The organism is Caulobacter sp. (genome assembly GCF_035254145.1).
Classification (GTDB): Bacteria; Pseudomonadota; Alphaproteobacteria; order Caulobacterales; family Caulobacteraceae; genus Caulobacter.
The window spans coordinates 1-23973 of record NZ_DATFAV010000278.1 but is presented as its reverse complement, the minus strand read 5'-3'; the positions used below and the strand labels follow the sequence as shown (position 1 = coordinate 23973).

23 protein-coding genes are annotated in these 23973 nt (G+C 67.8%); 10 read left to right on the top strand and 13 right to left on the bottom strand.

Features of this window, described 5'->3' with window-relative positions; all coding sequences use genetic code 11:
- The 3 genes from VJ655_RS17040 to VJ655_RS17030 all read left to right on the top strand — a co-directional run.
- Nucleotides 1-215, top strand: a 215-nt coding sequence (locus VJ655_RS17040; RefSeq protein WP_324113140.1) for a PaaI family thioesterase, incomplete at its 5' end; no start/stop codon positions are given.
- 2 nt (nt 216-217) lie between these two features.
- Nucleotides 218-613: an SRPBCC family protein gene (locus tag VJ655_RS17035; RefSeq protein ID WP_324113139.1), complete on the top strand. Its 396-nt coding sequence runs from the start codon at nt 218-220 to the stop codon at nt 611-613.
- On the top strand, nt 610-1086 hold the full coding sequence (locus VJ655_RS17030) for a GNAT family N-acetyltransferase (protein WP_324113137.1): 477 nt from the start codon (nt 610-612) through the stop codon (nt 1084-1086). The genes VJ655_RS17035 and VJ655_RS17030 overlap by 4 nt, the downstream gene beginning before the upstream one ends.
- On the opposite strand, the gene VJ655_RS17025 is transcribed toward VJ655_RS17030, so the two are convergent.
- From VJ655_RS17025 to trmD, 8 genes are all read right to left on the bottom strand, one after another.
- Nucleotides 1083-2702 (bottom strand): long-chain fatty acid--CoA ligase, encoded by a 1620-nt coding sequence (locus tag VJ655_RS17025; protein ID WP_324113135.1) that lies wholly within the window; start codon nt 2700-2702, stop codon nt 1083-1085. The two genes, VJ655_RS17030 and VJ655_RS17025, sit on opposite strands and share 4 nt — an antisense overlap.
- Before the next feature lie 65 nt (nt 2703-2767).
- The gene (locus tag VJ655_RS17020; RefSeq protein WP_324113133.1) at nt 2768-4579 is read right to left on the bottom strand and encodes a HAMP domain-containing methyl-accepting chemotaxis protein; all 1812 of its coding nucleotides are present in this window, start codon (nt 4577-4579) and stop codon (nt 2768-2770) included.
- 101 nt (nt 4580-4680) lie between these two features.
- Nucleotides 4681-5736, bottom strand: a complete 1056-nt coding sequence (gene leuB / locus VJ655_RS17015; protein ID WP_324113132.1) for a 3-isopropylmalate dehydrogenase — start codon at nt 5734-5736, stop codon at nt 4681-4683.
- A gap of 11 nt (nt 5737-5747) precedes the next feature.
- Complete coding sequence (locus VJ655_RS17010) at nt 5748-6050, bottom strand: putative quinol monooxygenase (RefSeq protein ID WP_324113130.1); 303 nt, start codon at nt 6048-6050, stop codon at nt 5748-5750.
- 132 nt (nt 6051-6182) lie between these two features.
- Entirely contained in the window at nt 6183-6791 is a 609-nt protein-coding gene (gene leuD / locus VJ655_RS17005; protein ID WP_324113128.1) for a 3-isopropylmalate dehydratase small subunit, read from the bottom strand.
- Nucleotides 6788-8227: a 3-isopropylmalate dehydratase large subunit gene (gene leuC / locus VJ655_RS17000; RefSeq protein WP_324113141.1), complete on the bottom strand. Its 1440-nt coding sequence runs from the start codon at nt 8225-8227 to the stop codon at nt 6788-6790. The genes leuD and leuC overlap by 4 nt, the downstream gene beginning before the upstream one ends.
- A gap of 381 nt (nt 8228-8608) precedes the next feature.
- Nucleotides 8609-9007 carry a 50S ribosomal protein L19 gene (gene rplS, locus VJ655_RS16995; protein ID WP_324113126.1) on the bottom strand — a complete coding sequence of 133 codons (399 nt, stop codon included), beginning with the start codon at nt 9005-9007 and terminating at the stop codon, nt 8609-8611.
- Nucleotides 9008-9009: 2 nt separating this feature from the next.
- Nucleotides 9010-9747 (bottom strand): tRNA (guanosine(37)-N1)-methyltransferase TrmD, encoded by a 738-nt coding sequence (gene trmD, locus VJ655_RS16990; RefSeq protein ID WP_324113124.1) that lies wholly within the window; start codon nt 9745-9747, stop codon nt 9010-9012.
- A 126-nt stretch (nt 9748-9873) separates the two neighbouring features.
- Between trmD and VJ655_RS16985 the strand changes: the two genes are divergently transcribed.
- Complete coding sequence (locus tag VJ655_RS16985; RefSeq protein WP_324113122.1) at nt 9874-11499, top strand: ubiquitin-activating E1 FCCH domain-containing protein; 1626 nt, start codon at nt 9874-9876, stop codon at nt 11497-11499.
- 55 nt (nt 11500-11554) lie between these two features.
- Here the strand turns inward: VJ655_RS16985 and VJ655_RS16980 are convergent, their stop codons facing one another.
- A complete protein-coding gene (locus VJ655_RS16980; RefSeq protein ID WP_324113120.1) occupies nt 11555-12490 on the bottom strand; it encodes an isopenicillin N synthase family dioxygenase in 936 nt (311 codons plus the stop codon).
- Nucleotides 12491-12665: 175 nt separating this feature from the next.
- On the opposite strand from VJ655_RS16980, the gene VJ655_RS16975 reads away from it, so the two are divergent.
- Nucleotides 12666-13340 (top strand): OmpA family protein, encoded by a 675-nt coding sequence (locus tag VJ655_RS16975; RefSeq protein ID WP_324113118.1) that lies wholly within the window; start codon nt 12666-12668, stop codon nt 13338-13340.
- 123 nt (nt 13341-13463) lie between these two features.
- Entirely contained in the window at nt 13464-14519 is a 1056-nt protein-coding gene (locus VJ655_RS16970; RefSeq protein WP_324113116.1) for a fatty acid desaturase, read from the top strand.
- On the opposite strand, the gene VJ655_RS16965 is transcribed toward VJ655_RS16970, so the two are convergent.
- Entirely contained in the window at nt 14504-15049 is a 546-nt protein-coding gene (locus VJ655_RS16965; RefSeq protein WP_324113114.1) for a hypothetical protein, read from the bottom strand. The genes VJ655_RS16970 and VJ655_RS16965 overlap by 16 nt on opposite strands.
- 343 nt (nt 15050-15392) lie before the next feature.
- On the opposite strand from VJ655_RS16965, the gene VJ655_RS16960 reads away from it, so the two are divergent.
- A complete protein-coding gene (locus VJ655_RS16960; RefSeq protein WP_324113113.1) occupies nt 15393-16436 on the top strand; it encodes a helix-turn-helix domain-containing protein in 1044 nt (347 codons plus the stop codon).
- 19 nt (nt 16437-16455) lie between these two features.
- On the opposite strand, the gene VJ655_RS16955 is transcribed toward VJ655_RS16960, so the two are convergent.
- Both VJ655_RS16955 and VJ655_RS16950 read right to left on the bottom strand, forming a co-directional pair.
- Complete coding sequence (locus VJ655_RS16955) at nt 16456-18357, bottom strand: monovalent cation:proton antiporter-2 (CPA2) family protein (RefSeq protein WP_324113111.1); 1902 nt, start codon at nt 18355-18357, stop codon at nt 16456-16458.
- A gap of 5 nt (nt 18358-18362) precedes the next feature.
- A complete protein-coding gene (locus tag VJ655_RS16950) occupies nt 18363-18959 on the bottom strand; it encodes an NAD(P)H-dependent oxidoreductase (protein ID WP_324113109.1) in 597 nt (198 codons plus the stop codon).
- Nucleotides 18960-19132: 173 nt separating this feature from the next.
- Between VJ655_RS16950 and VJ655_RS16940 the strand changes: the two genes are divergently transcribed.
- Both VJ655_RS16940 and VJ655_RS16935 read left to right on the top strand, forming a co-directional pair.
- The gene (locus VJ655_RS16940) at nt 19133-19858 is read left to right on the top strand and encodes a CoA transferase subunit A (RefSeq protein ID WP_324113107.1); all 726 of its coding nucleotides are present in this window, start codon (nt 19133-19135) and stop codon (nt 19856-19858) included.
- Nucleotides 19858-20499, top strand: coding sequence for a 3-oxoacid CoA-transferase subunit B (locus tag VJ655_RS16935; protein ID WP_324113105.1), 642 nt, complete (start codon nt 19858-19860; stop codon nt 20497-20499). Before VJ655_RS16940 ends, VJ655_RS16935 begins: the two co-directional genes overlap by 1 nt.
- A gap of 116 nt (nt 20500-20615) precedes the next feature.
- On the opposite strand, the gene VJ655_RS16925 is transcribed toward VJ655_RS16935, so the two are convergent.
- Nucleotides 20616-22187, bottom strand: a complete 1572-nt coding sequence (locus VJ655_RS16925) for a glycosyltransferase family 39 protein (protein ID WP_324113103.1) — start codon at nt 22185-22187, stop codon at nt 20616-20618.
- Between the two features lie 190 nt (nt 22188-22377).
- Here VJ655_RS16925 and VJ655_RS16920 point away from each other — a divergent pair.
- Nucleotides 22378-23973: TonB-dependent receptor plug domain-containing protein (locus VJ655_RS16920; protein ID WP_324113101.1), on the top strand; the 1596-nt coding region annotated here is incomplete at its 3' end.

Below are 23973 nucleotides of genomic sequence, written 5' to 3'. Positions count from 1 at the left end.
TCGGCGCGTTCCTGTCGACGCCGGAGGGCAAGCGCACCACGACGCTGGAGAGCAAGACCAACTTCATCGCGCCCGCGGCTGTCGGCTCGACCGTGAAGGCCACGGCGACGCCGCTGCACATCGGCCGCCGCTCCAGCGTCTGGGTGACCCGGATCGAGGGCGAGGACGGGCGCCTGGTGGCGGTGGTCACCCAGACCCAGATGACGGTGGAGTAGGCGTGTTCGAATCCCGGCACATCAGCATTCGCATCCACAAGCCGGCGGCGGAGGTCTACGCCTTCGCCAAGGACCCGGAGAGCTTCCCGAAATGGGCGGCGGGCCTGGCCGCCGGCCTGACCCGCGACGGCGACCGCTGGATCGCCCACGGCCCCGGCGGCGACGTGAAGGTGCGGTTCTCGCCGGAGAACCCCTACGGCGTCCTCGACCACTGGGTCACCCTGGCCGATGGGACCGAGCTCTTCATTCCGCTGCGCGTCGTGGCCAACGGCGAGGGCGCGGAGGTCGGCCTGACCCTCTACCGGCCGCCTTCAATGTATGACGACGCGGCGTTCGATCGCGACGCGGCGGCGGTGGCGCGCGATCTGGCCAAGTTGAAGGCGCTGCTGGAAACATGATCATCCTGCGTCCGCCCGCGCCCGGCGACCTGGGCTGGATCGTCCAGCGGCACGGCGAGCTCTACGCCGCCGAACAGGGCTGGGACCATCGCTTCGAGGGCGTGGTGGCGGGGGTCGTGGCTGACTACGTCAAGACGTTCGATCCGGCGCGCGAGGCGTGCTGGATCGCCGAACACGAGGGCCGCAAGGTCGGCTCGATCATGCTGGTCAAGGAGAACGATACGGTCGCCCGCCTGCGCCTGCTGCTGGTCGAGCCGTCGGCGCGGGGGCTGGGTGTCGGCGAGGCCCTGATCGCCGCCTGCCTGGGCTTCGCGCGCGCGGCCGGCTACGCCGAGGTGATCCTGTGGACCCAAAGCAACCTCCTGCCGGCCCGCCGCCACTACGCCCGCTTCGGCTTCGTGCTGGAGAAGAGCTGGCCCTATGACGGCTTCGGCGAAGGATTGGTGTCGGAGAGCTGGCGGCTGAAGCTCTAACCCCCCAGGTGCCCCCGCCACGCTTGGCGCAGGACCTTTTTGTCGATCTTGCCCGTGGCGGTCAGCGGCACGGGGGCGAAGACGACGTCGTCGGGCGTCCACCACTTGACGATGCGCGGGGCCAGATAGGCCAGCACGGCGGCCTTGGTGACGGCCGCGCCCTCGTGCGGCTCGATGACCAGCAGGGGGCGCTCCTCCCACTTCGGATGCGGCACCCCGATCACGGCGGCGATCTTCACGCCGGGGCAGCCGACGGCGACGTTCTCCAGGTCGATCGAGCTTATCCATTCGCCGCCGGACTTGATGACGTCCTTCTGGCGGTCGGTGATGCGCATGAAGCCGTTGGCGTCCAGGGTGGCGATGTCGCCGGTGTCGAACCAGCCGTCCGCGTCGGTGGCGTCGTGGTCCTTGCGGAAGTAGCGCTTCACGACCCAGGGACCGCGCACCTTCAGGGCGCCCGAGGTCTGGCCGTCCCAGGGGGCGTCGCCGCCGTCCTCGGTCTCGACCTTCAGCTCGATGCCGAACTGCAACCGGCCCTGGCGGGTCCAGATCGCCTCGTCCATGGCCTCATCGCCCAGGGCCGCCAAGGCCGGGGTCGGGGTGGCGACGACGCCGATCGGACAGGTCTCGGTCATGCCCCAGATCTGCAGCGTCTGTACGCCGTAGCGGCGCTTGAACGTCTCGGCCATGGCGCGCGGCACGGCGCTGCCGCCGATGACGACGCGTTGCAGCGTGGTTGGCGCCTCGCCGGTCTTCTCCAGCCAGTCCAGGTACATCGTCCAGATCGTCGGCACGCCGCCCGTGAAGGTGACGCCCTCGCTTTCGATCAGTTCGTGCAGCGACGCGCCGTCCATGCGGTCGGCGGGCAGCACCAGTTTGGCGCCGCACAGCGGGGCGCTGAACGGCACGCCCCAGGCGGTGGCGTGGTAGAGGCTTGAGCAGGGCATGGCCACGTCGAAGGCCGTGAAGCCGAACGCGCTGTTGAGGCCGCCGGCCATGGCGTGCAGCACCACGGCGCGGTGCGAATAGAGCACGCCCTTGGGATCGCCCGTCGTGCCCGAGGTATAGCAGAGGAAGGCGCCGGCGTTCTCGTCGAAGACGGGCCAATCGATCGTCTCGGGTTCGCCGGCGATCAGCCGCTCGTAGGAGATCGCGCCGACCTCGCCGGGATCGGTGCGGGCCTCATCCGAGAGCATGACGAAGGTGGTCACCGAGGCCAGGCGGGGGGCGATCCGCTCGACCAGCGGCAGGAAGTTGCGCTCGAAGAACAGGATCCGGCTGCCGGCGTGGTCGATCGTGAAGGCGATCTGCTCGTCCGACAGGCGCGGATTGGCCGTGTGCAGGACCGCGGCCATGCCGGGAACCGCGTAGAACAGCTCGAGGTGCCGGTGGGTGTTCCAGGCCAGCGACGTGACCCGGTCGCCGGGGGCGACGCCCAGGCGATGCAGGGCGTGGGCGGCCTGGGCCGACCGGCGGGCCAGGCCCGCATAGTCATAGCGCCACAGCGGCTCGTCGATCAGGCGCGAGACGATCTCGCGCGAAGCGTGAGCCTGGGCGGCGTAGGTCAGGACGCCGCTGATCATCAGCGGCGCGGTCTGCATCAGGCCCGGAATCATAAGCTCCTCCCAACTCTTTTCGTTGGGAGGAGCGTAGAACGTGATCGGCGTTCAGGGAAAGGCGGTTAAGCCGCGCGGGCCCGGCTTGCGGCGTTCGCCTGGGCGTCGTCCACCTGGAAGCGGCCGACCAGTCCCGCCAGTTCGCCGGCCTCGCCCTTCAGCGAGTGGGTGGCGGCGGTGGCTTCCTCGACCATGGCCGCGTTCTGCTGAACGACCTGATCCATCTGGTTCACGGCGACATTGACCTGGTGCAGGCCGGTCGACTGCTCCTGGGCCGAGGAGGCGATCTCCTTGACCAGGGAATCGATCGAGGCGACCTGGTCGACGATGGCGCGCAGGGCCTCGCCGGTCTGAGCCACCAGATCGACGCCGGCGCCGACCTGCTGCGACGAGGTCGAGATCAGCGCCTTGATCTCCTTGGCCGCGTCGGCCGAGCGCTGGGCCAGGGCCCGCACTTCCTGGGCGACGACCGCGAAGCCCTTGCCAGCGTCGCCGGCGCGGGCGGCCTCGACACCCGCGTTCAGGGCCAGGAGGTTGGTCTGGAAAGCGATCTCGTCGATGACGGAGATGATCTGGTTGACCTGGTTCGACGAGGTCTCGATCTGGCTCATCGCAGAGACGGCTTGGTCGACGATGGCGCCCGAGCGCTCGGCGCCGGCGCGGGCCTGGGCGACGAGGCCGGAGACCTCCAGCGCGCCCGAGGCGGTCTTGCGGACCGTGGCGGTGATCTCGTCGAGAGCGGCGGCGGTCTCTTCCAGGCTGGCGGCCTGCTGCTCGGTGCGGCGCGACAGGTCGTCGGAGGCCTGGGCGATCTCTTCCGAGCCGGCGTGGATGCCGCTCGTGGCGCCGTTGATACCGCGCAGGGCGTCGCGCAGCCGCTCGGCGGCGGTGTTGAAATCGCTCTTCAGCTGGGCGGCCTTGGGCGCGAACGGGACAGTGATGCGGAAGGTCAGGTCGCCGGAGGCCATGCGGTCAAGGCCCTCGCCCAGGGCGCGGATGGCGACGGCGTCGGTCTCGGCCTCGGCGGCCTTCTCGCGTTCGCGCTGCTCGCGTTCGGCCTCGACCTCGGCGCGGTGGGCGGCGGCCAGCGATTCCAGGCGGATCTTCTCGATGGCGGCGCTCTTGAAGTGGGCGACGGCGTCGGCCATCTCGCCGACCTCGTCCTTGCGACCCATGGCGGGCACGTCGACGGTGTTGTCGCCGCTGGCCAGGCGGCGCATGGCCGCGGTCATCTCGGCGACCGGCGCGCCAATCGCGCGCGATAGCAGCCAGCCCATCAGGCCGGCGGTCGCCAGCGAGAAGGCGCCGCCGATGATCAGCGCCCAGTTGGCGGTGCTCTGCGCCGCGACCGCCTCGGCGGAGCGGATGGCGACGCGCTCCTTGGCTGCGGTGATCAGTTCGCCCTGGATGGCGCGGATCTTGGTCAGGCTCTTCTTGCCGACCAGCTGGCCGGCCTGGTCGCGACCGGCGGCTGGATCGGCCATGAGCGCCACGGCCGGTTCGGCGATGTCACGGCGCCAGTCGGCCATGGCGCCACGCAGGTTCTGGACCCGGGTCTTCTGCTCGGGGACCTTGGTCTTGGCCTCGAAGGCGTCGAGACGCTGGTCGAACTTCTCCTTGGCCTCGGCGTAGGTGTTGGCGAACTTGGGATCACCCAGGATGACGTAGCCGCGCAGCGCGTTCTGCTGCTCCAGCGCCAGGCTCATGATCTCCTCGGCCTGGGCGGCGAGGGCCAGGCTGCGCTGGGTCGAGACCGAAGCGTCCTCGATCTTCTTGAGGCTAGCGAAGACCATTCCGGACGAGATCGCCGAAATGACGATCAGGGCGATAAACGCGACGCCAAGTTTTACTGAGATCTTGAAATCTTGGTACCGCATATCCCCGAACCCCGCGCATCTCTGTGAGTTGATCCGCAGAATTCGGGGATAAGATTTAAAGACTCATTGCAAATATTGCATATAACAAGGGTATATAAAGGTTAGTCGATGTTGGCGATGACGGCGTCGCCCATCTGGACAGTGTTTAGCGAGCCGCCGAGATCCTTTGTCTTGGCGCCTTGGTCGAGCGTCTTCTTGACGGCCGCCAGCAGCTTGTCGGCGGCCTCGGCCTGGTTCAGCGACCAGCGCAGAGCCATCTCGAACGACAGGATGGCGGCCAGCGGATTGGCCAGGCCCTTGCCGGCGATGTCGGGGGCCGAGCCGTGGATCGGCTCGTAGAGGCCTGGCTTGCCCGGCGCGCCGAGGGCGGCGGAGGGCAGCATGCCCAAGGAGCCGGTCAGCATGGCCGCGGCGTCGGACAGGATGTCGCCGAACAGGTTGTCGGTGACGATGACGTCGAATTGCTTGGGCGCGCGCACCAGCTGCATGGCGCAGTTGTCGGCCAGGATGTGCTCCAGCTGGACGTCCGAGTATTCGCGGGCGTGCAGCTCGGTGATGACCTGCCTCCACAGCAGGCCCGACTCCATGACGTTCGACTTCTCGGCGGAGTGGACCTTGTTGGTCCGCCCGCGGGCCAGTTCGAAGGCCACCCGGCCGACGCGCTCGATCTCGCTGGTCGTGTAGACCTGGGTGTCGAAGCCGCGCTTCTGGCCGTCCGGCAGGTCCTCGATGCCGCGCGGCTGGCCGAAATAGACCCCGCCGACCAGTTCGCGCACGAACATGATGTCCAGGCCCGAGACCAGCTCCGGCTTCAGGCTGGAGGCGCCCGCCAGGGCCTCGAAGCAATAGGCCGGGCGCAGGTTGGCGTAGACGTCCATGGCCTTGCGCAGGTTCAGCAGGCCCGCTTCCGGACGCAGGTGACGCGGCGCGTTCGCCCACTTGGGCCCGCCGACCGCGCCCATCAGCACCGCGTCGCTGGCGATGGCCTGGTCGCGCACCGCGTCCAGCAGCGGCGTGCCGTGGGCGTCGTAGCTGGCGCCGCCGTAAGGGGCTTCCTCGACCTTCAGGTCCGGGGTGAGGGCGGCCGCCACGCGGCGCACCTCCGCGCAAACTTCGGGGCCGATACCATCGCCGGGCAGGAGCAGCAGGGTCGACATGGGGCTTCTCTCTAGATCTTGCGGTAGTCGGAAACGTCGAACGACGACAGGTCGCGGCCGTGCACGCCCAGGTCGGCGCAGGCGGCGCGCCAGGCGGCCATGTGCGGGGTGGCGCGGTGGTGCTCCAACGCCGCCTCGCTCTCGAAGTGCTCGTAGACCCGGATCAGGCCGGGATCCAGCGGGTCCTCGGTCAGGGCGTAGTCCAGGCAGCCCGGCTCGGCCCGCGTGCCCTCGACCTGGGCCCGCAGGTGCGGACGCAGATCGGCCAGGCGGTCGGGCGCGATGCGGATCGTGCCGGCGAGGATGAGTGTCATCTCGAAGCCCTATCTGAGTTGTCATCCCGGCCGCAGCGCAGCGTAGAGCCGGGACCGCGGCAAGCGCCGGTGTTTCTGGCGGTCCCGGTTCTGCGCGCTTCGCGCTTGACCGGGATCACAGTTTTTACGGTTTCAAACCTCCAGCCAGGGCTGGCTGATCGCGCGCTTGCTCTCGAACAGGTCGATGTCGCCGCCGTGCTGCAGGGTCTCGCCGATGGCGTCGAGGCCCTTGAGCATCTTCTCCTTGCGGACGGGATCGATGTCGAACGTGAAGGTCTTCCCCGACGGCGAGACCACGGTCTGGGCCTCCAGGTCGACGCTGACCATGTGGTTGCCGCCCTTGGCCTCGTCCATCAGCACGGCCAGCTGTTCGGGCTTCACCACCACTGGCAGGAGGCCGTTGTTGAAGCAGTTGTTGTTGAAGATGTCGGCGAAACTGGTCGAGATCACACACATGATGCCGAAGTCCATCAGCGCCCACGGGGCGTGTTCGCGCGAACTGCCGCAGCCGAAGTTGTCGCCGGCGATCAGCACGCTGGCGTTCTTGTACTCGGGCCTGTTGAGCACGAAGTCCTTGATCTCGTTCCCGTCGCCGTCGAAGCGGAAGTCGTAGAACAGGCCCTTGGCCAGGCCCTCGCGCTCCACGGTCTTGAGGAACTGCTTGGGGATGATCTGGTCGGTGTCGATATTGGCCAGCTCCAGCGGAGCCGCGCGGCCGTCCAGGCGGGTGAAGGCCTTCATTGGGCGGTCTCCGAAAGCAGGGTGCGCACGTCCACGAGATGTCCGGCGATCGCCGCCGCCGCCGCCATGGCCGGCGAGACCAGGTGCGTGCGGCCGGCGCGGCCCTGACGGCCTTCGAAGTTGCGGTTGCTGGTCGAGGCGCAGCGCTCCTGCGGAGCCAGCTTGTCGGGGTTCATGGCCAGGCACATCGAGCAACCGGGCTCGCGCCAGTCGAAGCCGGCCGCCTTGAAGATGGCGTCCAGGCCTTCTTCCTCGGCCTGCTCCTTCACCAAGCCCGAGCCGGGCACGACCATCGCCTTGACGTGCGGGGCCACCAGGCGGCCATGCAGGAAGGCCTCCTGCACCACGGCGGCGGCGGCGCGCATGTCCTCGATGCGGCTGTTGGTGCACGAGCCGATGAAGACGCGGTCGATCCTGGCTTCCGAGATCGGCTGGCCAGCGGTCAGGCCCATGTAGTCCAGGGCGCGATGAGCAGCGGCGCGCTTGTCGGGCGTGGCGAAGCTCTCCGGATCCGGGACGTTGCCGGTCACCGGGATGACGTCCTCGGGGGACGTGCCCCAGGTGACCATCGGGACCAGGGCCGCACCGTCGATGACGACGGTGCGGTCGAAGACGGCGTCTTCGTCGGTGAAGAAGGTCTTCCAGTGGCTCAGGGCCATGTCCCAGGCCGCGCCCTTGGGAGCGGAGGGCTTGCCCTGGATATAGGCGAAGGTCTTCTCGTCCGGCGCCACCAGGCCGGCCTTGGCGCCGCCCTCGATGGTCAGGTTGCAGAGGGTCATGCGGCCCTCCATCGACAGCGCCCGCACGGCCTCGCCGGCGAACTCGATGACGTAGCCGGTGCCGCCGGCCGTGCCGATCTCGCCGATCACGGCCAGGGCGATATCCTTGCCGGTCACGCCTGGGGCCAGCTGGCCGTCGACGCGGACCAGCATGTTCCTGGCCTTCTTCTGGCGCAGGGTCTGGGTGGCCAGCACGTGCTCGACCTCCGAGGTGCCGATGCCGTGGGCCAGGGCCCCGAAGGCGCCGTGGGTCGAGGTGTGGCTGTCGCCGCAGACGATGGTCATGCCCGGCTGGGTGCGGCCCTGCTCGGGACCGACCACGTGGACGATGCCGTTGCGGATATCGCCCATCGGGAAGAACTCGATCCCGTTGTCGGCGACGTTGCGCGCCAGCGTCTTGAGCTGGAGGCGCGCTTCCTCGTCCTTGACCGCGTCGACGCCCAGCGCCTGGCCTTCGGTCGGGATGTTGTGGTCCGCCACCGCCAGCGTGCGGTCGGGACGGCGCACCTTGCGGCCCGCCGCGCGAAGGCCGGCGAAGGCCTGCGGCGTGGTCACCTCATGGATCAGGTGCAGGTCGATATAGAGGATGGCCTCGCCGTCGGTCTCGCTGACGACGTGGGCGTCCCAGATCTTGTCGTAAAGGGTTTTGCCGGACATGGCGGGGATATAGGGCGGATCGTGCGCCAAAATCCAGTGGTGGGCGGGCATGGGGCTAAATTCTTGCGCCCAAATTCTAGCGCCGGGTGGGCGCCGGCCTGCCGAACGACATAGGGCGCGCCCATGGTTTCGGCGCGCCCTAGCATCATTTTTCAGCCTTCGGGGGCCGATGGCTCCGCCCGAAGAGGGCCGTCCACTAGAAAGGAGACGGTCAGGAAGCCCGGCGAACGCCGGGGGTGGTTAACCATCTCACGGAACGCGGTTTTGTCAAGATGAGTGCGATCGCACCGAAGCTTGACCGTTGGGCCGCGACAGATCCCGACCAAGAAAAAGGCCCCGGCGTTTCCGCCAGGGCCTCGTTCATTTCCGGAGATCGGAGACTTAGTCTTCCGACGAAGCCGAAGCCTTGGTGTTGCCACCGGCGCGTTCGGCGATACGGGCCGACTTACCGCGACGGTCGCGCAGGTAGTACAGCTTGGCGCGACGGACGACGCCGCGACGCTTGACTTCGATGCTTTCGATGCTCGGCGAGAGCAGCGGGAACAGACGTTCCACGCCTTCGCCGAACGAGATCTTGCGGACCGTGAAGCTCTCGTGGACGCCCGTGCCGGCGCGGGCGATGCAGACGCCTTCGTAGGCCTGAACGCGCTCGCGCTCGCCTTCCTTGATCTTCACGTTGACGCGCAGGGTGTCGCCGGGACGGAAGTCCGGGATCGCGCGGGCGGCCAGCAGACGGGCCGATTCTTCTTGCTCGAGTTGAGCGATGATATTGATCGCCATGATCATTTCTCCTTGGGCTTACCCGTTTTCGGGCCGCCTTTTGCCTGTTGATTGGCGAGATGCGCTTCCCAGAGATCGGGCCGCCGCTCGCGAGTAGTCTCTTCACGCATATGCTTGCGCCATTGGTCGATCCGTTTGTGATCGCCCGACAGCAGCACCTCGGGGATATCCAGCCCTTCGAACGTCCGCGGTCTCGTGTACTGCGGATGCTCGAGGAGACCGTCCTCGAAGCTTTCTTCCAGCGTGCTCTCGATGTTCCCCAGCACACCTGGAGCCAATCGAACGCACGCCTCGATCACGACCATCGCCGCCGCCTCGCCACCGGCGAGAACCGCGTCTCCGACCGAGACCTCCTCGAACCCGCGGGCGTCGAGCACCCGTTGATCCACCCCCTCGAAGCGGCCGCACAGCACCACGATGCCGGGCGCCTTGGACCACTCCCTTACGCGCGCCTGGGTCAGGGGCCTGCCCCGGGCGCTCATGTACAAAAGCGGCCGCCCGCCGATGTCCACGCTGTCGAGCGCAGAGGCGATGACGTCCGCTTTGAGCACGGCTCCCGCGCCGCCACCCGCGGGGGTGTCGTCGAGGAAGCCGCGCTTATCCTTGGAAAAGGCCCGAATGTCCAGCGTTTCCAGGCGCCACAGATCCTGTTCCTTCCAGGCGGTCCCGATCATCGAGACGCCGAGCGGGCCGGGGAAGGCCTCGGGGAACATGGTCAGGACGGTGGCGGTGAACGGCATGGGCGCTGTTTAGCCGCAGGCGGGCCCGGAGTCGAAGGGGCGGTTCGCGCCGGCGTTCACCGAAGGTGTTACCGGCTTGTTCACCGCCGTGGGCCAAGGTCCTGGAAACCTCGCCTGGATTGTTTCATGTCGCGTCCGCGCCGCTTCTTCCAACGCCTTTGTCAGGGCGCCTACGCCCTGATCGGGCGTCTGAAGGGTGATCAGCGGGGCGCGATCGCCGTCCAGTTCGCCCTGCTGGCCATTCCGCTGTCGATCCTGGTCTTCGCCCTGGTGGACCTTGGCCGGGTCAGCCTACAGCGGCGCCAGATGCAGGACGCCCTGGACGCGGCGACCCTGTTCGCGGCGCGCTCGACGGCGGTCACCGACGCGGGGCTCGAGGCGGTGGGCGACCCGGCCTTCATGGCCGAGATCGCCGGGATGAATCTGGGCCTGACCGCCTCGAACGCGACGTTCAAGGCCGGCGTCGACAACCACATCATCGGGACCGCCACCGCGACGCTGAAGCCGATCATCGCCAATCTGTGGACCAAGTCGGACTTCACCGTGACGGCCACCTCGGATGTCGTGCGCTCGTCCGTGGACCTGGAGGTCGCGGTGGTGCTGGACATCACCGGTTCGATGTCGGGATCGCGGATCACCGACCTGAAGACGGGCGCCTCGGACCTGGTGGATATCGTGGTCAAGGACGTCCAGGAGCCCTTCTATTCGAAGGTGGCCATCGTGCCCTATTCGGTGGGCGTCAATGTCGGGTCCGCCTATGCCGACGCCATTCGCGGGCCGGTGACCGCGCGGACCATCACCAACATCAGCAAGGCCAATCCCGCCGTCGTCACCTCGGCCGCGCATGGTTTCATCGTCGGCGACAAGGTCACGATCAGCGGGGTGTCCGGTCCAACCGCCCTGAACGGAAACACCTACAACGTCACCGCGGTCTCGACGAACAGCTTCACGATCAACGCCAGCACCTCGAGCGCGCCCAACTACGTTTCGGGCGGGATCGCGACCTGCAACACCAGCACCAATCCGGGCTGCGAGAACATCGCCTACACGAGCGCCAACTACACCAACGAGACGCGCGCCATCAGCACCTGCGTCACCGAACGCACCGGAACCGAGGCCTATACCGACGTCGCGCCCAGCGTCGCGTCGGTGGGGCGCAACTACCCGACAACGGCCTCCAATGGCACCCAGGCCAACCCCTGCCCGACGGCGAGCATCACGCCGCTGTCGAGCGACCGCGCCGCGCTGAAGGCCCAGATCAACGCCCTGGGGATCGGCGGCTCCACCGCCGGCCAAGTCGGGTTCGCCTGGGGCTGGTACATGATCTCGCCGAACTTCGGCTATCTCTGGCCCTACGCGTCCCAGCGCCCGGCCGCCTACGGCGGTCGCGACCTGATGAAGGTGGTGGTGCTGATGACCGATGGGGCCTTCAACACGCCCTACTGCAAGGGCGTGATCGCCAAGGACGCAGGGTCGGGCAGCGGCGCCACGGACGACCACATCAACTGCAACGCCACCAACGGCGACCCTTTCACCCAGACCCGCAAACTATGCGACGCCATGAAGAACCCGGCCTACAGGCTGACCATCTTCACGGTGGGCTTCGACGTCAACGACGCCAGCGCCGTCAGCATGCTGAGATACTGCGCCACCGACGCCGACCACGTCTATTTCCCGGCCACGGGCTCGGAGCTGAAGACCGTCTTCAAATCGATCGCCCAGGAAATCTCATCCTTGCGCATCGCCAAATAGAAAGGGCGACGGCCGCGTGGCCGTCGCCCTCTCCCGCTCGAGCCGGGCGGTCGCGTCAGACGAGCTTGATCTCGCGCAGACGCTGCTGGAGGAATTCATCGGCGGTGATCGATTCCGGATAGCGATCCGGGTTCTGCGCCGTGATGCAGTTGGGCAGGGTCTTGATCTCGTAGTCCGACGCGAAGTGCAGGAAGAACGGCGTCGAATAGCGCGGCACGCCGCGGCGCTCCGGCGGCGGGTTCTGCACGCGGTGGATGGTCGAGGGCAGGACGTGGTTGGTCAGCCGCTCCAGCATATCGCCGATGTTGATGACCAGGCAGCCGGGCGGCGGGTTGATCGGCAGCCACTGGCCGTCGCGGTCCAGCACCTCAAGCCCGCCTTCTTCGGCGCCGAGCAGCAGGGTGATGGTGTTGATGTCGCCGTGCGCGCCGGCGCGCACGCCGGTGGCGTCGAGCGGGATCGGCGGATAGTGCAACAGGCGCAGCACGCTGTTGCCGTCCTTGACGGTCGGCGTGAAGAAGTCGCGGTCCAGCTTCAGATAGGTCGCGACCGCCTCCAGCACCTTGCCGCCCATGCCGTCCAGCGCGTTGTAGAGCCAGCTGACATTGTGCTTGAAGGCGGGAATCTCGGCTGGCCAGACATTGTCGGCCATGTGGGCGCGGAAGCGGTGGCCGGGCGGCAGGTCGCGGCCCATGTGCCAGAATTCCTTGAGGTCGTAATGGTCGGCGCCCTTGGCGGTCTCGACCCCGAACGGGATGTAGCCGCGCGCGCCGCCTTTCACGCCGGCGTATTGCTTCTTGGTCTCGGTGGGCAGGGCGAAGAACGCCTTGGCCGCGTCGACCGCCGCGTCGATGCGGGCTTGATCGAGGTCATAGTCCGACAGGACCGCGAAGCCGTAGCGTTCGAAGGACGCGCCAAGCTCCTGGGCGAAGCGTTGGAAGTCCTTGGCGTACAGCGAGAAGGAAACCGGTTCGATGGCGGAGTTGGACACGTCGACGGGCCTTGGATCTGCGAGCTTCTGAATGAGTAAGTTCCTTCTTACTACACTGGGCGGCGAACGAAAGCGAAGCGCGTTCGTCGTAGCCAGGGCGTTCGGGCGGAACTTGACCATAAGTCGGGCGTTTGCCCGTCTGACCTTGATCTACAACAAAGAGGCGAGGGTTGCGATGACGCGCAAGTTTGCTATGGCCGCTGTCCTGATCGGCGCGGGCGCTCTGGCCGCCTGTACGACGACCGATCCCTATACCGGCATGCCGGTGCGCAACAACACCGGAACGGGCGTCCTGGCCGGGGCGGGCGCGGGGGCCCTGCTGGGCTACCTGACCAACACCAACAAGGGCGAGCAAGGCCGCAAGAACGCGCTGATCGGCGCGGGCGTCGGCGCCCTGGCCGGTGGCGCGATCGGCAACTACATGGACCGCCAGCAGGCCGATTTCCGCCGCAGCCTGGAAGGCTCGGGCGTGATGATCCGCCGCAACGGCGACCAGATCGTCCTGGTCATGCCCAGCGACGTGACCTTCGACGTCGACAAGTCCGACATCCAGCCGCAGTTCCTGCGCGTGCTGGACGACGTGGCCCGCACCCTGAACGCCTATCCGCAGACCACCATCGACGTCGTCGGCCATGCCGACTCCAGTGGTCCGGACGACTACAACCAGTCCCTGTCGGAGCGCCGCGCCAGCGCCGTGGCCGGCTATCTGACCGGTCAGGGCCGGGTGCTGCAGGATCGCATCTTCGTGGCCGGCATGGGCGAGCGCCAGCCGATCGCCGACAATTCCACCGCCGCCGGCCGCGCCCAGAACCGCCGCGTTGAGGTCATCCTGCGGCCCCTGACCCGGTAGGCTCGCGGAGGGCGATCCGGCTTCCTGGCCGGAGGCGGGATCGCCCTTACGAGCACGAAGCGGTTGCTTTTCCACCGCGTCGTCGCCAATTCGTCACCCACGAGAGCGCGGCGCGAGGATGATGTGGCCAAGACAGCGAGCGACACGGTCAGCCTGACCCGGCAGGCCTACGCCCTGACCGAAGATCTGATGAGGCCGAACGCGGCCATCTATTGGATCGACCTGCTGCTGTCGGCGGCCCTGATGTGGGGCGGCTTCCTACTGGCCGCGACCACGACGAGCCTCGCGGTCGGCCTGCTGGCGGGCCTGGTCAGCATGCTGGCCCTCTATCGGGCCTTGAGCTTCATCCACGAGCTGACCCACATCCGTGACGACGAGGCGCCGGGCTTCCGCCTGGGCTGGAACGTGCTGGTCGGCGTCCCGCTGATGACCCCCTCGATGATGTACGAGGGCGTGCACAACATTCACCACGTCAAGGACCGCTTCGGCACGGCGCTGGATCCGGAATACATGCCGCTGTCGCGCTATACGCCGCTGTCCCTGGCCGGCTTTCTGCTGGTGGCGCTGCTGGCGCCGGTCGGCGTCGTCATCCGCTCGGCGATCCTGACGCCGCTGTCGTTCGTGGCGCCGCCGCTGCGCCGGTTCGTGAAGCAACGCCTGTCGGCCCTGGTGATCAATCCCGACTTCGTGCGCGAGGACATGGCCCGCATGCGGCCCGAGTGGCTGGCCCAGGACATCGCCTGCTGGCTGTGGTCCTGGGCGGTGATCGCCGCGACCATCGCCGGCTGGCTGCCGGTTCGCCTGGTTCTGACAGGCCTTGTGATCTTCTCGCTGGCCACCTTCCTCAACCAGGCCCGCACCCTCGTCGCCCACCACTGGGACAATGACGGCGGCAAGATGAGCCTGGACGAGCAGTTCCTGGACTCGGTGAACGTGCCGCCGCCCAACCTGGCCTCCGAGCTATGGGCGCCGGTGGGGCTGCGCTACCACGCCTTGCACCACCTGATGCCGCGTCTGCCCTATCACAATCTGGGCAAGGCCCATGCGCGGCTGACCCAGGCGCTGGCGCCCGACTCCCTCTATCACCGCGCTTCGCAGAAGGGGCTGTTCGAGGCCTTGGCGACGTTGTTCCGCCGCGTCGGGCGCAAGCCGGCGACTGGAAGTCAGGCGGCCGAATAGGCGAACGGCCCCTCGGTGAACAGCAGGTCGTGCTCGCGTCGCGCGGCCTCGTCCCGGGCGCGGGCGAACAGGATGTGCGGCCCGCCGGTCGGGCCGTAGGCGTCGTAGCGGCTGATGAACTCGAAGCCGCACCACCTCAGCCAGCGCAGCTCCAGTTCGTCGTGCTCCGGCGCCAGGTTGAAGAGTACGGGATAGCGTTCGAGCATGTGCTCGATCCAGCGCGCGCACTGGCGCAGGAAGATGCGGTGGTGCCGCGCGCCCAGACGGTCTGTCGCCACAAGCCACACCAGGCCCAGCGCCGGCGCCGAGGGGTGGGGCGAGGCGCCGAACATGCCGACGGGGCCCACCTCGTCGTCCATGATCGTCAGGCAGCAATCGCGGCTGACCTCGTGGAACAGGGGCAGGCAATCCTCGGCCGATCCGGCCATCGAGGCTTCGAGAGCGGCCCGTCGCGAGGGCTCCATCAGCGCCGCCAGGCGCTGGGCGTCTCCCGGCTGGGCGGGGCGGACATAGGCGGGAACGTAGGTCAAGTTTCGACGGCTCGAAATAGAGCGGCGCGGATCCGAGGGACCCGCGCCGGATAGGCTGGATCAGCCGAGACGCGAACCGGGACGGTCCGTGTGCAGAACGGGCGGGCAACGCATGATGGTCATCCTTTATCGATGGGAACGAACGGCGATTTCGTTCGCCGCCGGACGCGCCTAGTCCGTTGGGCGCGGGGCGCCAATTCGCTTGGGGCCACTTTGAGACGTGGCGGCATAATTCTGAGACGCGGTGCGCCCGCCCTCGACACGGCGGAGCTTAGGCGGCATGGAGTAGGATGAGCGCAGACGGGATTTGTCGTCTCGGCGCGCATGATGTTTCGAGCGCCCTATGTCGCTTTCGCTCCAGCTTCCGCGTCACCAGGCGGGGACGCGCATCTCTCCGGGCCGTCGGGGCGTCACCGACTTCGCCGAGGCGATCTCGCCGGTTTTCGACACCCGGCTGCGCGACGTGGAGGCCGCCGGGCCGGACCTGTGGATCAGCAGCGTCAATGTCGGGCCCATGCTGCTGGGCCAGGCCCACATGAGCGGCGCGCGCTATGCCTACGGGCGCGATCACCGCAAGGTCGCCGCCACGGGGCTGGACCTGATCCTGGTTCAGATCATCACCGCGGGAGGCGACCGGCGCGAGGCCTATCGCGACGAGATCACGACCCAGGCGGGCGACGTCTGTCTGCTTGACCTGACGCGACCGTTCCAGTCCGAGGCCCTGTCGTGCGCCAATTTCAACCTGGCGATCCCGCGCGAGGCCTTCGCCGCGCGCGACCGCGACCTGGACGACCTGCACGGTCAGGTCCTGCGGCGCGACACCGCCGCCGCGCGCCTGCTGAAGAGCCACATCGAGACCCTGTGGAGCGTCGCCGGCGACCTGGGACTGGAGGAGGCGCCAGTAGTCGGGCGCACCGCCATCGATCTGCTGGCCGGCCTGGCCTTGCCCGCCTCGGACAATCCCACCGTTCGCGCCGCCATGGCGGAGTCTCAGATCGCCCGCATCCGCCGGTTCATCGACGCGAACCTCCACGATCCGTACCTGGGGCCCGGTCTGCTGTGCCACAGGTTCGGGCTGTCGCGGGCCTCGCTCTATCGTCTGTTCGCGCCGCTGGGCGGCGTGCGCGAGCATATCCAGGGACGGCGCCTGCGCCGCGCGTTCGACGCCCTTACCGACCCGTCTCTGCGTCACCTGCCGCTGAGCCAGGTGGCCGAGGGTCACGGCTTCGCCGCCTGGTCCAGCTTCGCCCGCGCCTTCAAGACGCGCTTCGGGCTGAGCCCCGGCGAGGCGCGGGAGATCGGTGCGACGGCGGCGATGCGCGCCATGGCCGCCGCCGCCCGGGACCAGGGCCTGCCCGACTGGCTGCGCGCCCTGGACGGCGCCTGAGCGCGGCGGCCCATAGGCTCTAGTCGGCGCCTTCCTGCTGGGCGCGCTCCCGCAGTTCCTCGTCCAGGCTGGCCGTGTCCCAGGCGCCGCCGGCGTCGCCGGGCCGCATGCGGTGCAGGTCGGCGTCCAGCAGGCGGTCCATGGTCTGGGCCGCGTCGCGCGAGGCCAGGATGTAGGCCTCTTCCTGGCCCCACATCGGCCGCAGCTCCTCGAACATCCGCCGGTCGTGGCGGCGGAAGTAGGCGGCGGCGCGATGGGCCCGATGGGCGCGGAAGCCCAGCTTCTGCAGCGCCGTCGCGCCCATGGCCAGCGCCGACTCGAACGTCTCGCGCTCCACCGCATCGGCGCCATTGGACAGCAGGTCGTAGGCGTGGCGGCGATCCCAGGCCCGGGCCAGGATGACGAGGTCGGGGAAGGCCTTGCGCGCCGTCTCGACCAGCTCGACCGCCTTTTCGCGATCGTCCAGAGCCACGATCAGCATGCGGGCGCGCTCGGCGCCAGCCGCGCGCAGCAGGTCCAGCCGGGTGGCGTCGCCATAGTGCACTCGCCGGCCGAAGCGCCGCAGCAGCTCGATCTGTTCGATGTCGCTGTCCAGCACCGTCGACTTGAAGCCGTTGGCCGACAGCAGACGGCCGGTGATCTGCCCGAAGCGGCCGAAGCCGGCGATGATGATGTCCGGTTCGCCCTCGTCGAAGGCGCCGGTGTCGGGCGCGACGTCGGGAATGGCCGCGTCCATCAGGGCCGCCACCCGCTCGTAGAGGATCATGGCCACCGGCGTCAGGGCCATCGAGACCGCGACCGCGGCCGTCAGCAAGGCGGCCAACTCGGCCCCGATCACGCCGGCCCCGACCGTGAAGCTGAGCAGGACGAAAGCGAACTCGCCGCCCTGGGCCAGGGCCGTGGCGACGGCGGCCGCGCCGCGCAGGGGAGCGCCGAACAGGCGCGCCAACCCCAGTAGAACCAGGAACTTCAGTAGCATCAGTCCCAGCACCAGGCCGATCAAGGTCAGGGGCTGGCTGGCGATCAGCGGCAGGTTCACCCCGGCGCCGACGGTGATGAAGAAGAGGCCCAGCAGCAGGCCCCGGAAGGGCTCGATGTCGGTTTCCAGTTCGCGGCGGAACTCGCTTTCGGCCAGCACCACCCCGGCCAGGAAGGCTCCGAGCGCGGGAGACAGGCCGACCATCTGCATCAGGCTGGCGACCCCCACCACGATCAGCAGGGCGGCGGCGGTGAAGATCTCGCGCAGCCGCGCCTCGGCGATGAAGCGGAAGATCGGCCTGACCAGGTAGCGTCCGCCGCCGACCACGGCCGCCACGGCCGCGAATACCGACAGGGTCTGGGCCCAGATCGGTAGGTGCGAGACCAGGCTGCCGCCGTGGCCGCCGGCGTCGGCGTGGACGGTCGGGGCCACGGTCGCCAGCAAAGGCAGCAGGGCGAACATCGGGATGACCGCCAGGTCCTGGAGCAGCAGGATGCCGAAGGCGGCGCGGCCGACCGGCCCTTGCCGAAGCCCCTTTTCGTCGAGGGTCTGCAGCACGATGGCGGTGGACGACATGGCCAGCACCATCCCGACCGCAAGGGCCGTCTGCCACGGCAGGCCCAGCAGCATCGAGACCCCGGCTATGGCCACCGAGGTGCCGACCACCTGGGCGCCCCCGAAGCCGAAGATGGCCTTGCGCATGTCCCACAGCATCGAGGGCTGCACCTCCAGCCCGATCAGGAACAGCAGGATGACGACGCCGAACTCGGCGAATTTCATGACGTCGGCCTGGGCGCCGACCAGCGACAGGGCGTAGGGCCCGATGACGACGCCGGCGATCAGATAGCCCAGCACGGAACCGAGCCCCAGCCGCTTGGCGATCGGCACCGAGACGACGGCCGCGCCCAGATAGACCAGGGTCTGGGTGAGGAAGTTCTCCATGCGTCCTACGCCTCCGCCTTGCCGGAAATAAGCGGCGCGGGCAGCAGCGAGGCGACACGCGCCCTGTAGCGCTCGGCCTCGGCCTTCAGGGCCGCGTCGTCCTTGACCGAAGCGCCGTGCACCACGAACGGTGTCTCCCATTCCATGCCGCACAGGTGGGCGGTCTGCTCCAGCGGCCGCAGGAACTCGTCCATGCTGAAGCGGTTGTAGCCGTGGGCGTGATAGGCCTTGGCGCTGGCGCCGGTGGTGCAGGCCACGAACAGACGCTTGCCCTTCAGGGCCTCGCCGCCTTCGCCATAGGCGAAGCCGTGCAGCCAGACCAGATCCAGCCACTCCTTCATCAGGGCCGGGGTCGAATACCAGAACAGCGGAAACTGCAGGGCCACGACATCGTGCGCGACCAGGTCGGCCTGCTCGGTCTCGATGTCGACCACGAAGTCGGGATAGGTCTCGTAGAGATCCTTGAAGGTGACGCCGGAAAGACTTTTGGCCGCCTTGGCCAGGGCCCGGTTGGCGCGAGAGCGTTCAAGCGCGGGGTGGGCCAGCACCAGAAGCACGCGCGAGGTGGCGGGCGTCACGGAGCCGGTGCTAGCGTCGGGCATCAGTGACCTCTCCGGAAAAATAATTCATCAAGGGTTGAATTTCTTCGTGGCTCGGGCGACACGGTTCGCCAATAGCCGGGCGGGCGTGGAAAGGCAGCCTTTTCATCCGCCTCGGACAAAAAGGCTCGTCGGGTTCGGCATAAGGCCCGACGGGTTCTGAACAGGGAGACACCATGGTCGACAAGGTGAAGAAGGACGCCGTCGAGGCCCTGGCCGGGCTGCTCGAGAACGGCATGACCATCATGGCCGGGGGCTTTGGTCTCTGCGGCATCCCGGAAAACCTGATCGCGGCGATCCGCGAAGCGGGGGTCAAGGACCTCACGGTCGTCTCCAACAATTGCGGCGTCGACGGCTTTGGCCTGGGCATCCTGCTGGAAAATCGCCAGATCAAGAAGATGGTCTCGTCCTATGTGGGCGAGAACAAGCTGTTCGAACAGCTCTACCTGAGCGGCGAACTGGAGCTGGAGTTCAATCCGCAAGGCACGCTGGCCGAGCGCATTCGTGCGGGCGGAGCGGGCATCCCCGCCTTCTTCACGCGCACTGGCTACGGCACACTGGTGGCCGAAGGCAAGGAGGTCCGCGAGTTCGACGGCGAGATGTACGTGATGGAGCGCGGCCTGACCGCCGACCTCGCGATCGTCAAGGCCTGGAAGGGCGACGCCGAGGGCAACCTGATCTACCGAAAGACGGCGCGGAACTTCAATCCGATGATGGCCACGGCCGGCCGCGCCACCGTCGTCGAGGTCGAGGAACTGGTCGAGGTCGGCGCCCTGGACAAGGACGCCATCCATACGCCCGGCATCTATGTCGACCGCATCATCAAGGGCGCCAAGTTCGAGAAGCGCATCGAGCGGGTCACCACCCGCCCCCACGAGCAAAAGACTCAGGAGCAAGCGTAATGGCCTGGACGCGCGACGAGATGGCGGCCCGCGCCGCCAAGGAGCTGCGGGACGGCTTCTATGTGAACCTTGGCATCGGCATTCCGACCCTGGTGGCGAACTACATTCCCGAAGGCATGTCCGTGACGCTGCAGAGCGAGAACGGCATGCTGGGCATGGGTCCCTTCCCCTACGAGGGCGAAGAGGACGCCGACCTGATCAACGCCGGCAAGCAGACGATCACCGAGCTCGACAGCAGCTCGTATTTCTCTTCGGCCGACAGCTTCGCCATGATCCGCGGCGGCCACATCGCCCTGTCGATCCTGGGCGGCATGCAGGTGGCGCAGAACGGCGACCTGGCCAACTGGATGGTGCCTGGCAAGATGGTCAAGGGCATGGGCGGGGCCATGGACCTGGTCGCCGGCGTCAAGCGCGTGGTGGTGGTCATGGACCACTGCGAGAAGTCCGGCGCGCCCAAGCTGCTCAAGCGCTGCTCCCTGCCGCTCACCGGCGCCGGGGTGGTGGATCTTCTGATCACGGAACTCGGCGTCTTCGAGATTAATCGTGGCAAGACGCCGGTCCGACTGATCGAACTGGCGCCCGGGGTCACGGTGGACGAGGTCAGGGCCAAGACCGAGGCGGCCTTCGAAGTCGCGATCTAGCTGCGAAATTGCGTGTCATCCCGGACGGCCCGCAGGGCCGATCCGGGACCGCCGGAAACGCATCGGCCTGCCGCGGTCCCGGCTCTTCGCTGCGCTACGGCCGGGATGACAGCGCCCTATGGTTTCCGCTTCGGCTCGGGCGGTAGGCCGGTGATCGGGTCGCGGGGCAGGGGCGCGAAGCCTTCGGCGACGAACAGGTCGACCCGACGCGAGCGCTTCTTGTCGAGGCGCACGCGCGAGATCTGCAGGCCAGAGGTCGTCTTGAAGTCCTGCTCGATCTCGGGGCGATAGCCGCCCTCCAGGCTGATCATCAGGGCGCGGCGGCCGTAGGCGGCGTCCAGCGGGGCTTCGGTCTCGGCTTGGTTCTGCGGGCTGGCCTCGTGCACCCACATGCGCAGCGGCGGCGCGCCCGGCTGGCCGAAATAGTCGCGGCCGTAATAGGCGGCGGCGTTGTAGAGGAACCGGTCGTCCATCGCCACGGCGCTGACCCCGCCGCGCAGGGCTTGCTCTTCGCGGGTGCGGTCGATGATGGCCTGGACGGTCTGGTCCCAGCCGCGCACCCGCTTGAAGCCGTTCGACAGCCCCACGGCGTCGGCGGCGCGCGGATTGATCATGCAGACGACGAAGAAGGCGGCGAACAGGGCCTGGAGCGCCAGGCCGCCGATCAGCCAGCGGCGGACGTTCCAGCGCTGCAGCCAGCCGGCGGCTAGCACCGAGCCGGCGACGAAGGCCGCGCCGGCCCAGTTGGCGTTGGCGCGCGAGACGAAGGCCTCGCCGGCCACGATGATCAGCGGCGGCGCGCTGAAGCACAGCAGCAGAAGGTCTTGCGACTGAAGCTTGCGCTGGACGCCGAACCATAGGGCGCCGCCCAGCAGCACGCCGAACGGGACAGGGCCGAACACCGCGAACTGCGAGAGGAGGAATTCGCTCAGTTCACGGACATTGAACAGGTGCGCGCCCCAGTTGGCGTTGGAGGCGGTGTGCTTGACGGTCGAGAAGTGGTGGCTGGCGTTCCAGGCGAAGTTCGGGGCCAGCACCAGCACGAAGAAGAGAGCGAACAGGACCGCCGCCGCCGGACACCAACGGCGACGCGCCGACCGTGAGATCGCGAAATGCAGGACGATGCTGCCCAGGGCGTAGATCGCCGCGTACTTCGACAGGAAGGCCAGGCCCAGGGCCGCGCCCATGCCGGCGGCGACGAAATAGCGGCGCGGGGCGACGGCGTCGGCCAGGTCGACATAGGCCCAGATCGTCAGGGACAGGAAGAAGAGCAGGGGGGCGTCGGTGGCGATCAGGCCCGAGGACAGCACCACGCCCGGCATCAGGCTGTAGATCGCCGCGGCGGCGAGGCCGGTCCATCCGCCATAGAGCCGCCGGGCGATGCGATGGACGACCAGCGCCGTCAGGCCATGCAGCAGCGGCGCCGACAGCCGGACCCACGCCTCGGCGTCGCCGCCGATCGTCGTGGTCAGCCAGATCAGCCAGGCGATCATCGGCGGTTTGGAGAAATAGCCGAACGCCAGCTCGCGCGACCACAGCCAATACTGCGCTTCGTCCGGGTACAGTTCCAACGGCGTCACGAACAGCGCCGCCACGCGCAGGAGGGTCAGTCCCGCGACCATCAGCAGGGTCAGCCGCCAGGCGCGGTTTTCGATCGTCTGCGGGTGAGATTCGTGAGCGGCTCGCATGACGCCTGATTAAACAAGTAAGAAAAAACTGACCAATTCTTCCGCGTTTCCGGGGCTTTGTGACAGTTTGTGGGCGGGCGTGGCGTTTCCGTCACCAAACCTTCTAAAACTTTCTGTAAACGGCCCCAAACGGTGCGGATCCGTGCTCGTCGGGGCCGGAGCGTAGCGAACAATGAGGGGATCCTTCAGTATGAAAATGAAAAATTTCGCCCTGGCGTCGACCGCTCTGGTCGGTTGCCTGATGGCTGGCGGCGTCGCCATGGCCCAATCGACGGGCTCGCAGGCCAACGAGGTCGAGAACGTCGTGGTCACCGCCGCTGGCGCCCGCGCCGTGGGCGGTCAGATCGTCGAGACGCTGCCGAAGTCGCGCGCCTCCGTCGACGCCGAGTTCCTGGCCACCCAGTCGTCGGGCCAGAACGTGTTCCAATCGCTGAACCTGCTCCCCGGCGTGAGCTTCACCAACAACGACCCGTACGGCTCGTCGGGCGGCAACCTGCGCCTGCGCGGCTTCGACGGTAACCGCGTCTCGGTTACCTTCGACGGCGTTCCGCTGAACGACACCGGCAACTACGCCGTGTACCCCAACCAGCAACTGGACGCCGAACTGATCAGCCGCGCCAGCGTCAACCTCGGCACGACCGACGTCGACAGCCCGACCGCTTCGGCCACCGGCGGCACGATCAACTACGTCACCCGCAAGCCCGCCAACGAGTTCGGCGGCATCGCCGCCGCCTCGGTCGGCGAGGACAACTACCGCCGCGCCTTCCTGGTGCTCGACTCGGGCGCGATCGGCCCGTGGGGCACGAAGGCCTTCATCGCCGGCTCGTACCAGAAGTACGACAAGTGGAAGGGCCCGGGCACGCTCGAGAAGAAGCAGTTCAACGCCCGCATCATGCAGGACATCGGTGACCGCGGCGACTTCGTCAGCCTGGCCGTGAACTACAACGAGAACCGTAACAACAACATCCGTTCTCTGACGCTGGCCGACTTCCGCAACTTCGGTAAGAACTACGACTTCGACGCGGTCTGCAATCCCGCGGCGGTGAGCGGCGTCGTCGTCCCCGGCAACTGCTCCAACTACTATGGTCGCCAGGTCAACCCGTCGAACACCGGCAGCGTCCGCGGCTCGGCCCTGTTCCACCTGACCGACAACGTCCGCCTGACCGTCGACCCCTCGTTCCAGTACACCCTGGCGGACGGCGGCTCGCAGCTGGCCACCATCAGCGAAGGCGACGGCAAGGTTCGTGGATCGAACGGCGCCGCCAAGGACCTGAACGGCGACGGCGATACCGCCGACACCGTCGCGTTCTTCGCGCCGAGCGTGACCAACACCCGCCGCTACAGCGTCACCAGCTCGCTGATCTGGGACATCAACGACCAGCACCGCATCCGCGTCGCCTACACCGGCGACTACGGCCGTCACCGTCAGACCGGCGAGTACACGACGCTGGACGCCCAGGGCAACACGACCAACGTGTTCGGCGGCAAGGATGGTCACGGCGCCAAGGTGCTGACCTCTGACGGCAGCTTCCTGCGCGCTCGCGACCGCTTCTCGATCGCCCAGCTGAACCAGGCCGCCGCCGAATACCGCGGCAAGTTCATGGACAACCGCCTGACCGTGAACCTCGGCGTTCGCGCGCCCTTCTTCAAGCGCGAGCTGAACCAGTATTGCTACACGCAGAACGGCTCGACGCTGGCCGGCGTGGTGTCTGGCTTCTCGGTGAGCTGCACGACCCAAGCCCCGAACGCCGCCGCCGCCGATGGCAGCGTGACCTTTGGCACCTCG

Excerpts from the sequence above, each read along its gene's own strand:
- VJ655_RS17030 (WP_324113137.1), top strand. The coding sequence starts at position 610 with ATGATCATCCTGCGTCCGCCCGCGCCCGGCGACCTGGGCTGGATCGTC.
- VJ655_RS17025 (WP_324113135.1), bottom strand. The coding sequence starts at position 2,702 with ATGATTCCGGGCCTGATGCAGACCGCGCCGCTGATGATCAGCGGCGTC.
- VJ655_RS17020 (WP_324113133.1), bottom strand. The coding sequence starts at position 4,579 with ATGCGGTACCAAGATTTCAAGATCTCAGTAAAACTTGGCGTCGCGTTT.
- leuB (WP_324113132.1), bottom strand. The coding sequence starts at position 5,736 with ATGTCGACCCTGCTGCTCCTGCCCGGCGATGGTATCGGCCCCGAAGTT.
- VJ655_RS17010 (WP_324113130.1), bottom strand. The coding sequence starts at position 6,050 with ATGACACTCATCCTCGCCGGCACGATCCGCATCGCGCCCGACCGCCTG.
- leuD (WP_324113128.1), bottom strand. The coding sequence starts at position 6,791 with ATGAAGGCCTTCACCCGCCTGGACGGCCGCGCGGCTCCGCTGGAGCTG.
- leuC (WP_324113141.1), bottom strand. The coding sequence starts at position 8,227 with ATGTCCGGCAAAACCCTTTACGACAAGATCTGGGACGCCCACGTCGTC.
- rplS (WP_324113126.1), bottom strand. The coding sequence starts at position 9,007 with ATGGCGATCAATATCATCGCTCAACTCGAGCAAGAAGAATCGGCCCGT.
- trmD (WP_324113124.1), bottom strand. The coding sequence starts at position 9,747 with ATGCCGTTCACCGCCACCGTCCTGACCATGTTCCCCGAGGCCTTCCCC.
- VJ655_RS16985 (WP_324113122.1), top strand. The coding sequence starts at position 9,874 with ATGTCGCGTCCGCGCCGCTTCTTCCAACGCCTTTGTCAGGGCGCCTAC.
- VJ655_RS16975 (WP_324113118.1), top strand. The coding sequence starts at position 12,666 with ATGACGCGCAAGTTTGCTATGGCCGCTGTCCTGATCGGCGCGGGCGCT.
- VJ655_RS16960 (WP_324113113.1), top strand. The coding sequence starts at position 15,393 with ATGTCGCTTTCGCTCCAGCTTCCGCGTCACCAGGCGGGGACGCGCATC.
- VJ655_RS16955 (WP_324113111.1), bottom strand. The coding sequence starts at position 18,357 with ATGGAGAACTTCCTCACCCAGACCCTGGTCTATCTGGGCGCGGCCGTC.
- VJ655_RS16950 (WP_324113109.1), bottom strand. The coding sequence starts at position 18,959 with ATGCCCGACGCTAGCACCGGCTCCGTGACGCCCGCCACCTCGCGCGTG.
- VJ655_RS16940 (WP_324113107.1), top strand. The coding sequence starts at position 19,133 with ATGGTCGACAAGGTGAAGAAGGACGCCGTCGAGGCCCTGGCCGGGCTG.
- VJ655_RS16935 (WP_324113105.1), top strand. The coding sequence starts at position 19,858 with ATGGCCTGGACGCGCGACGAGATGGCGGCCCGCGCCGCCAAGGAGCTG.
- VJ655_RS16925 (WP_324113103.1), bottom strand. The coding sequence starts at position 22,187 with ATGCGAGCCGCTCACGAATCTCACCCGCAGACGATCGAAAACCGCGCC.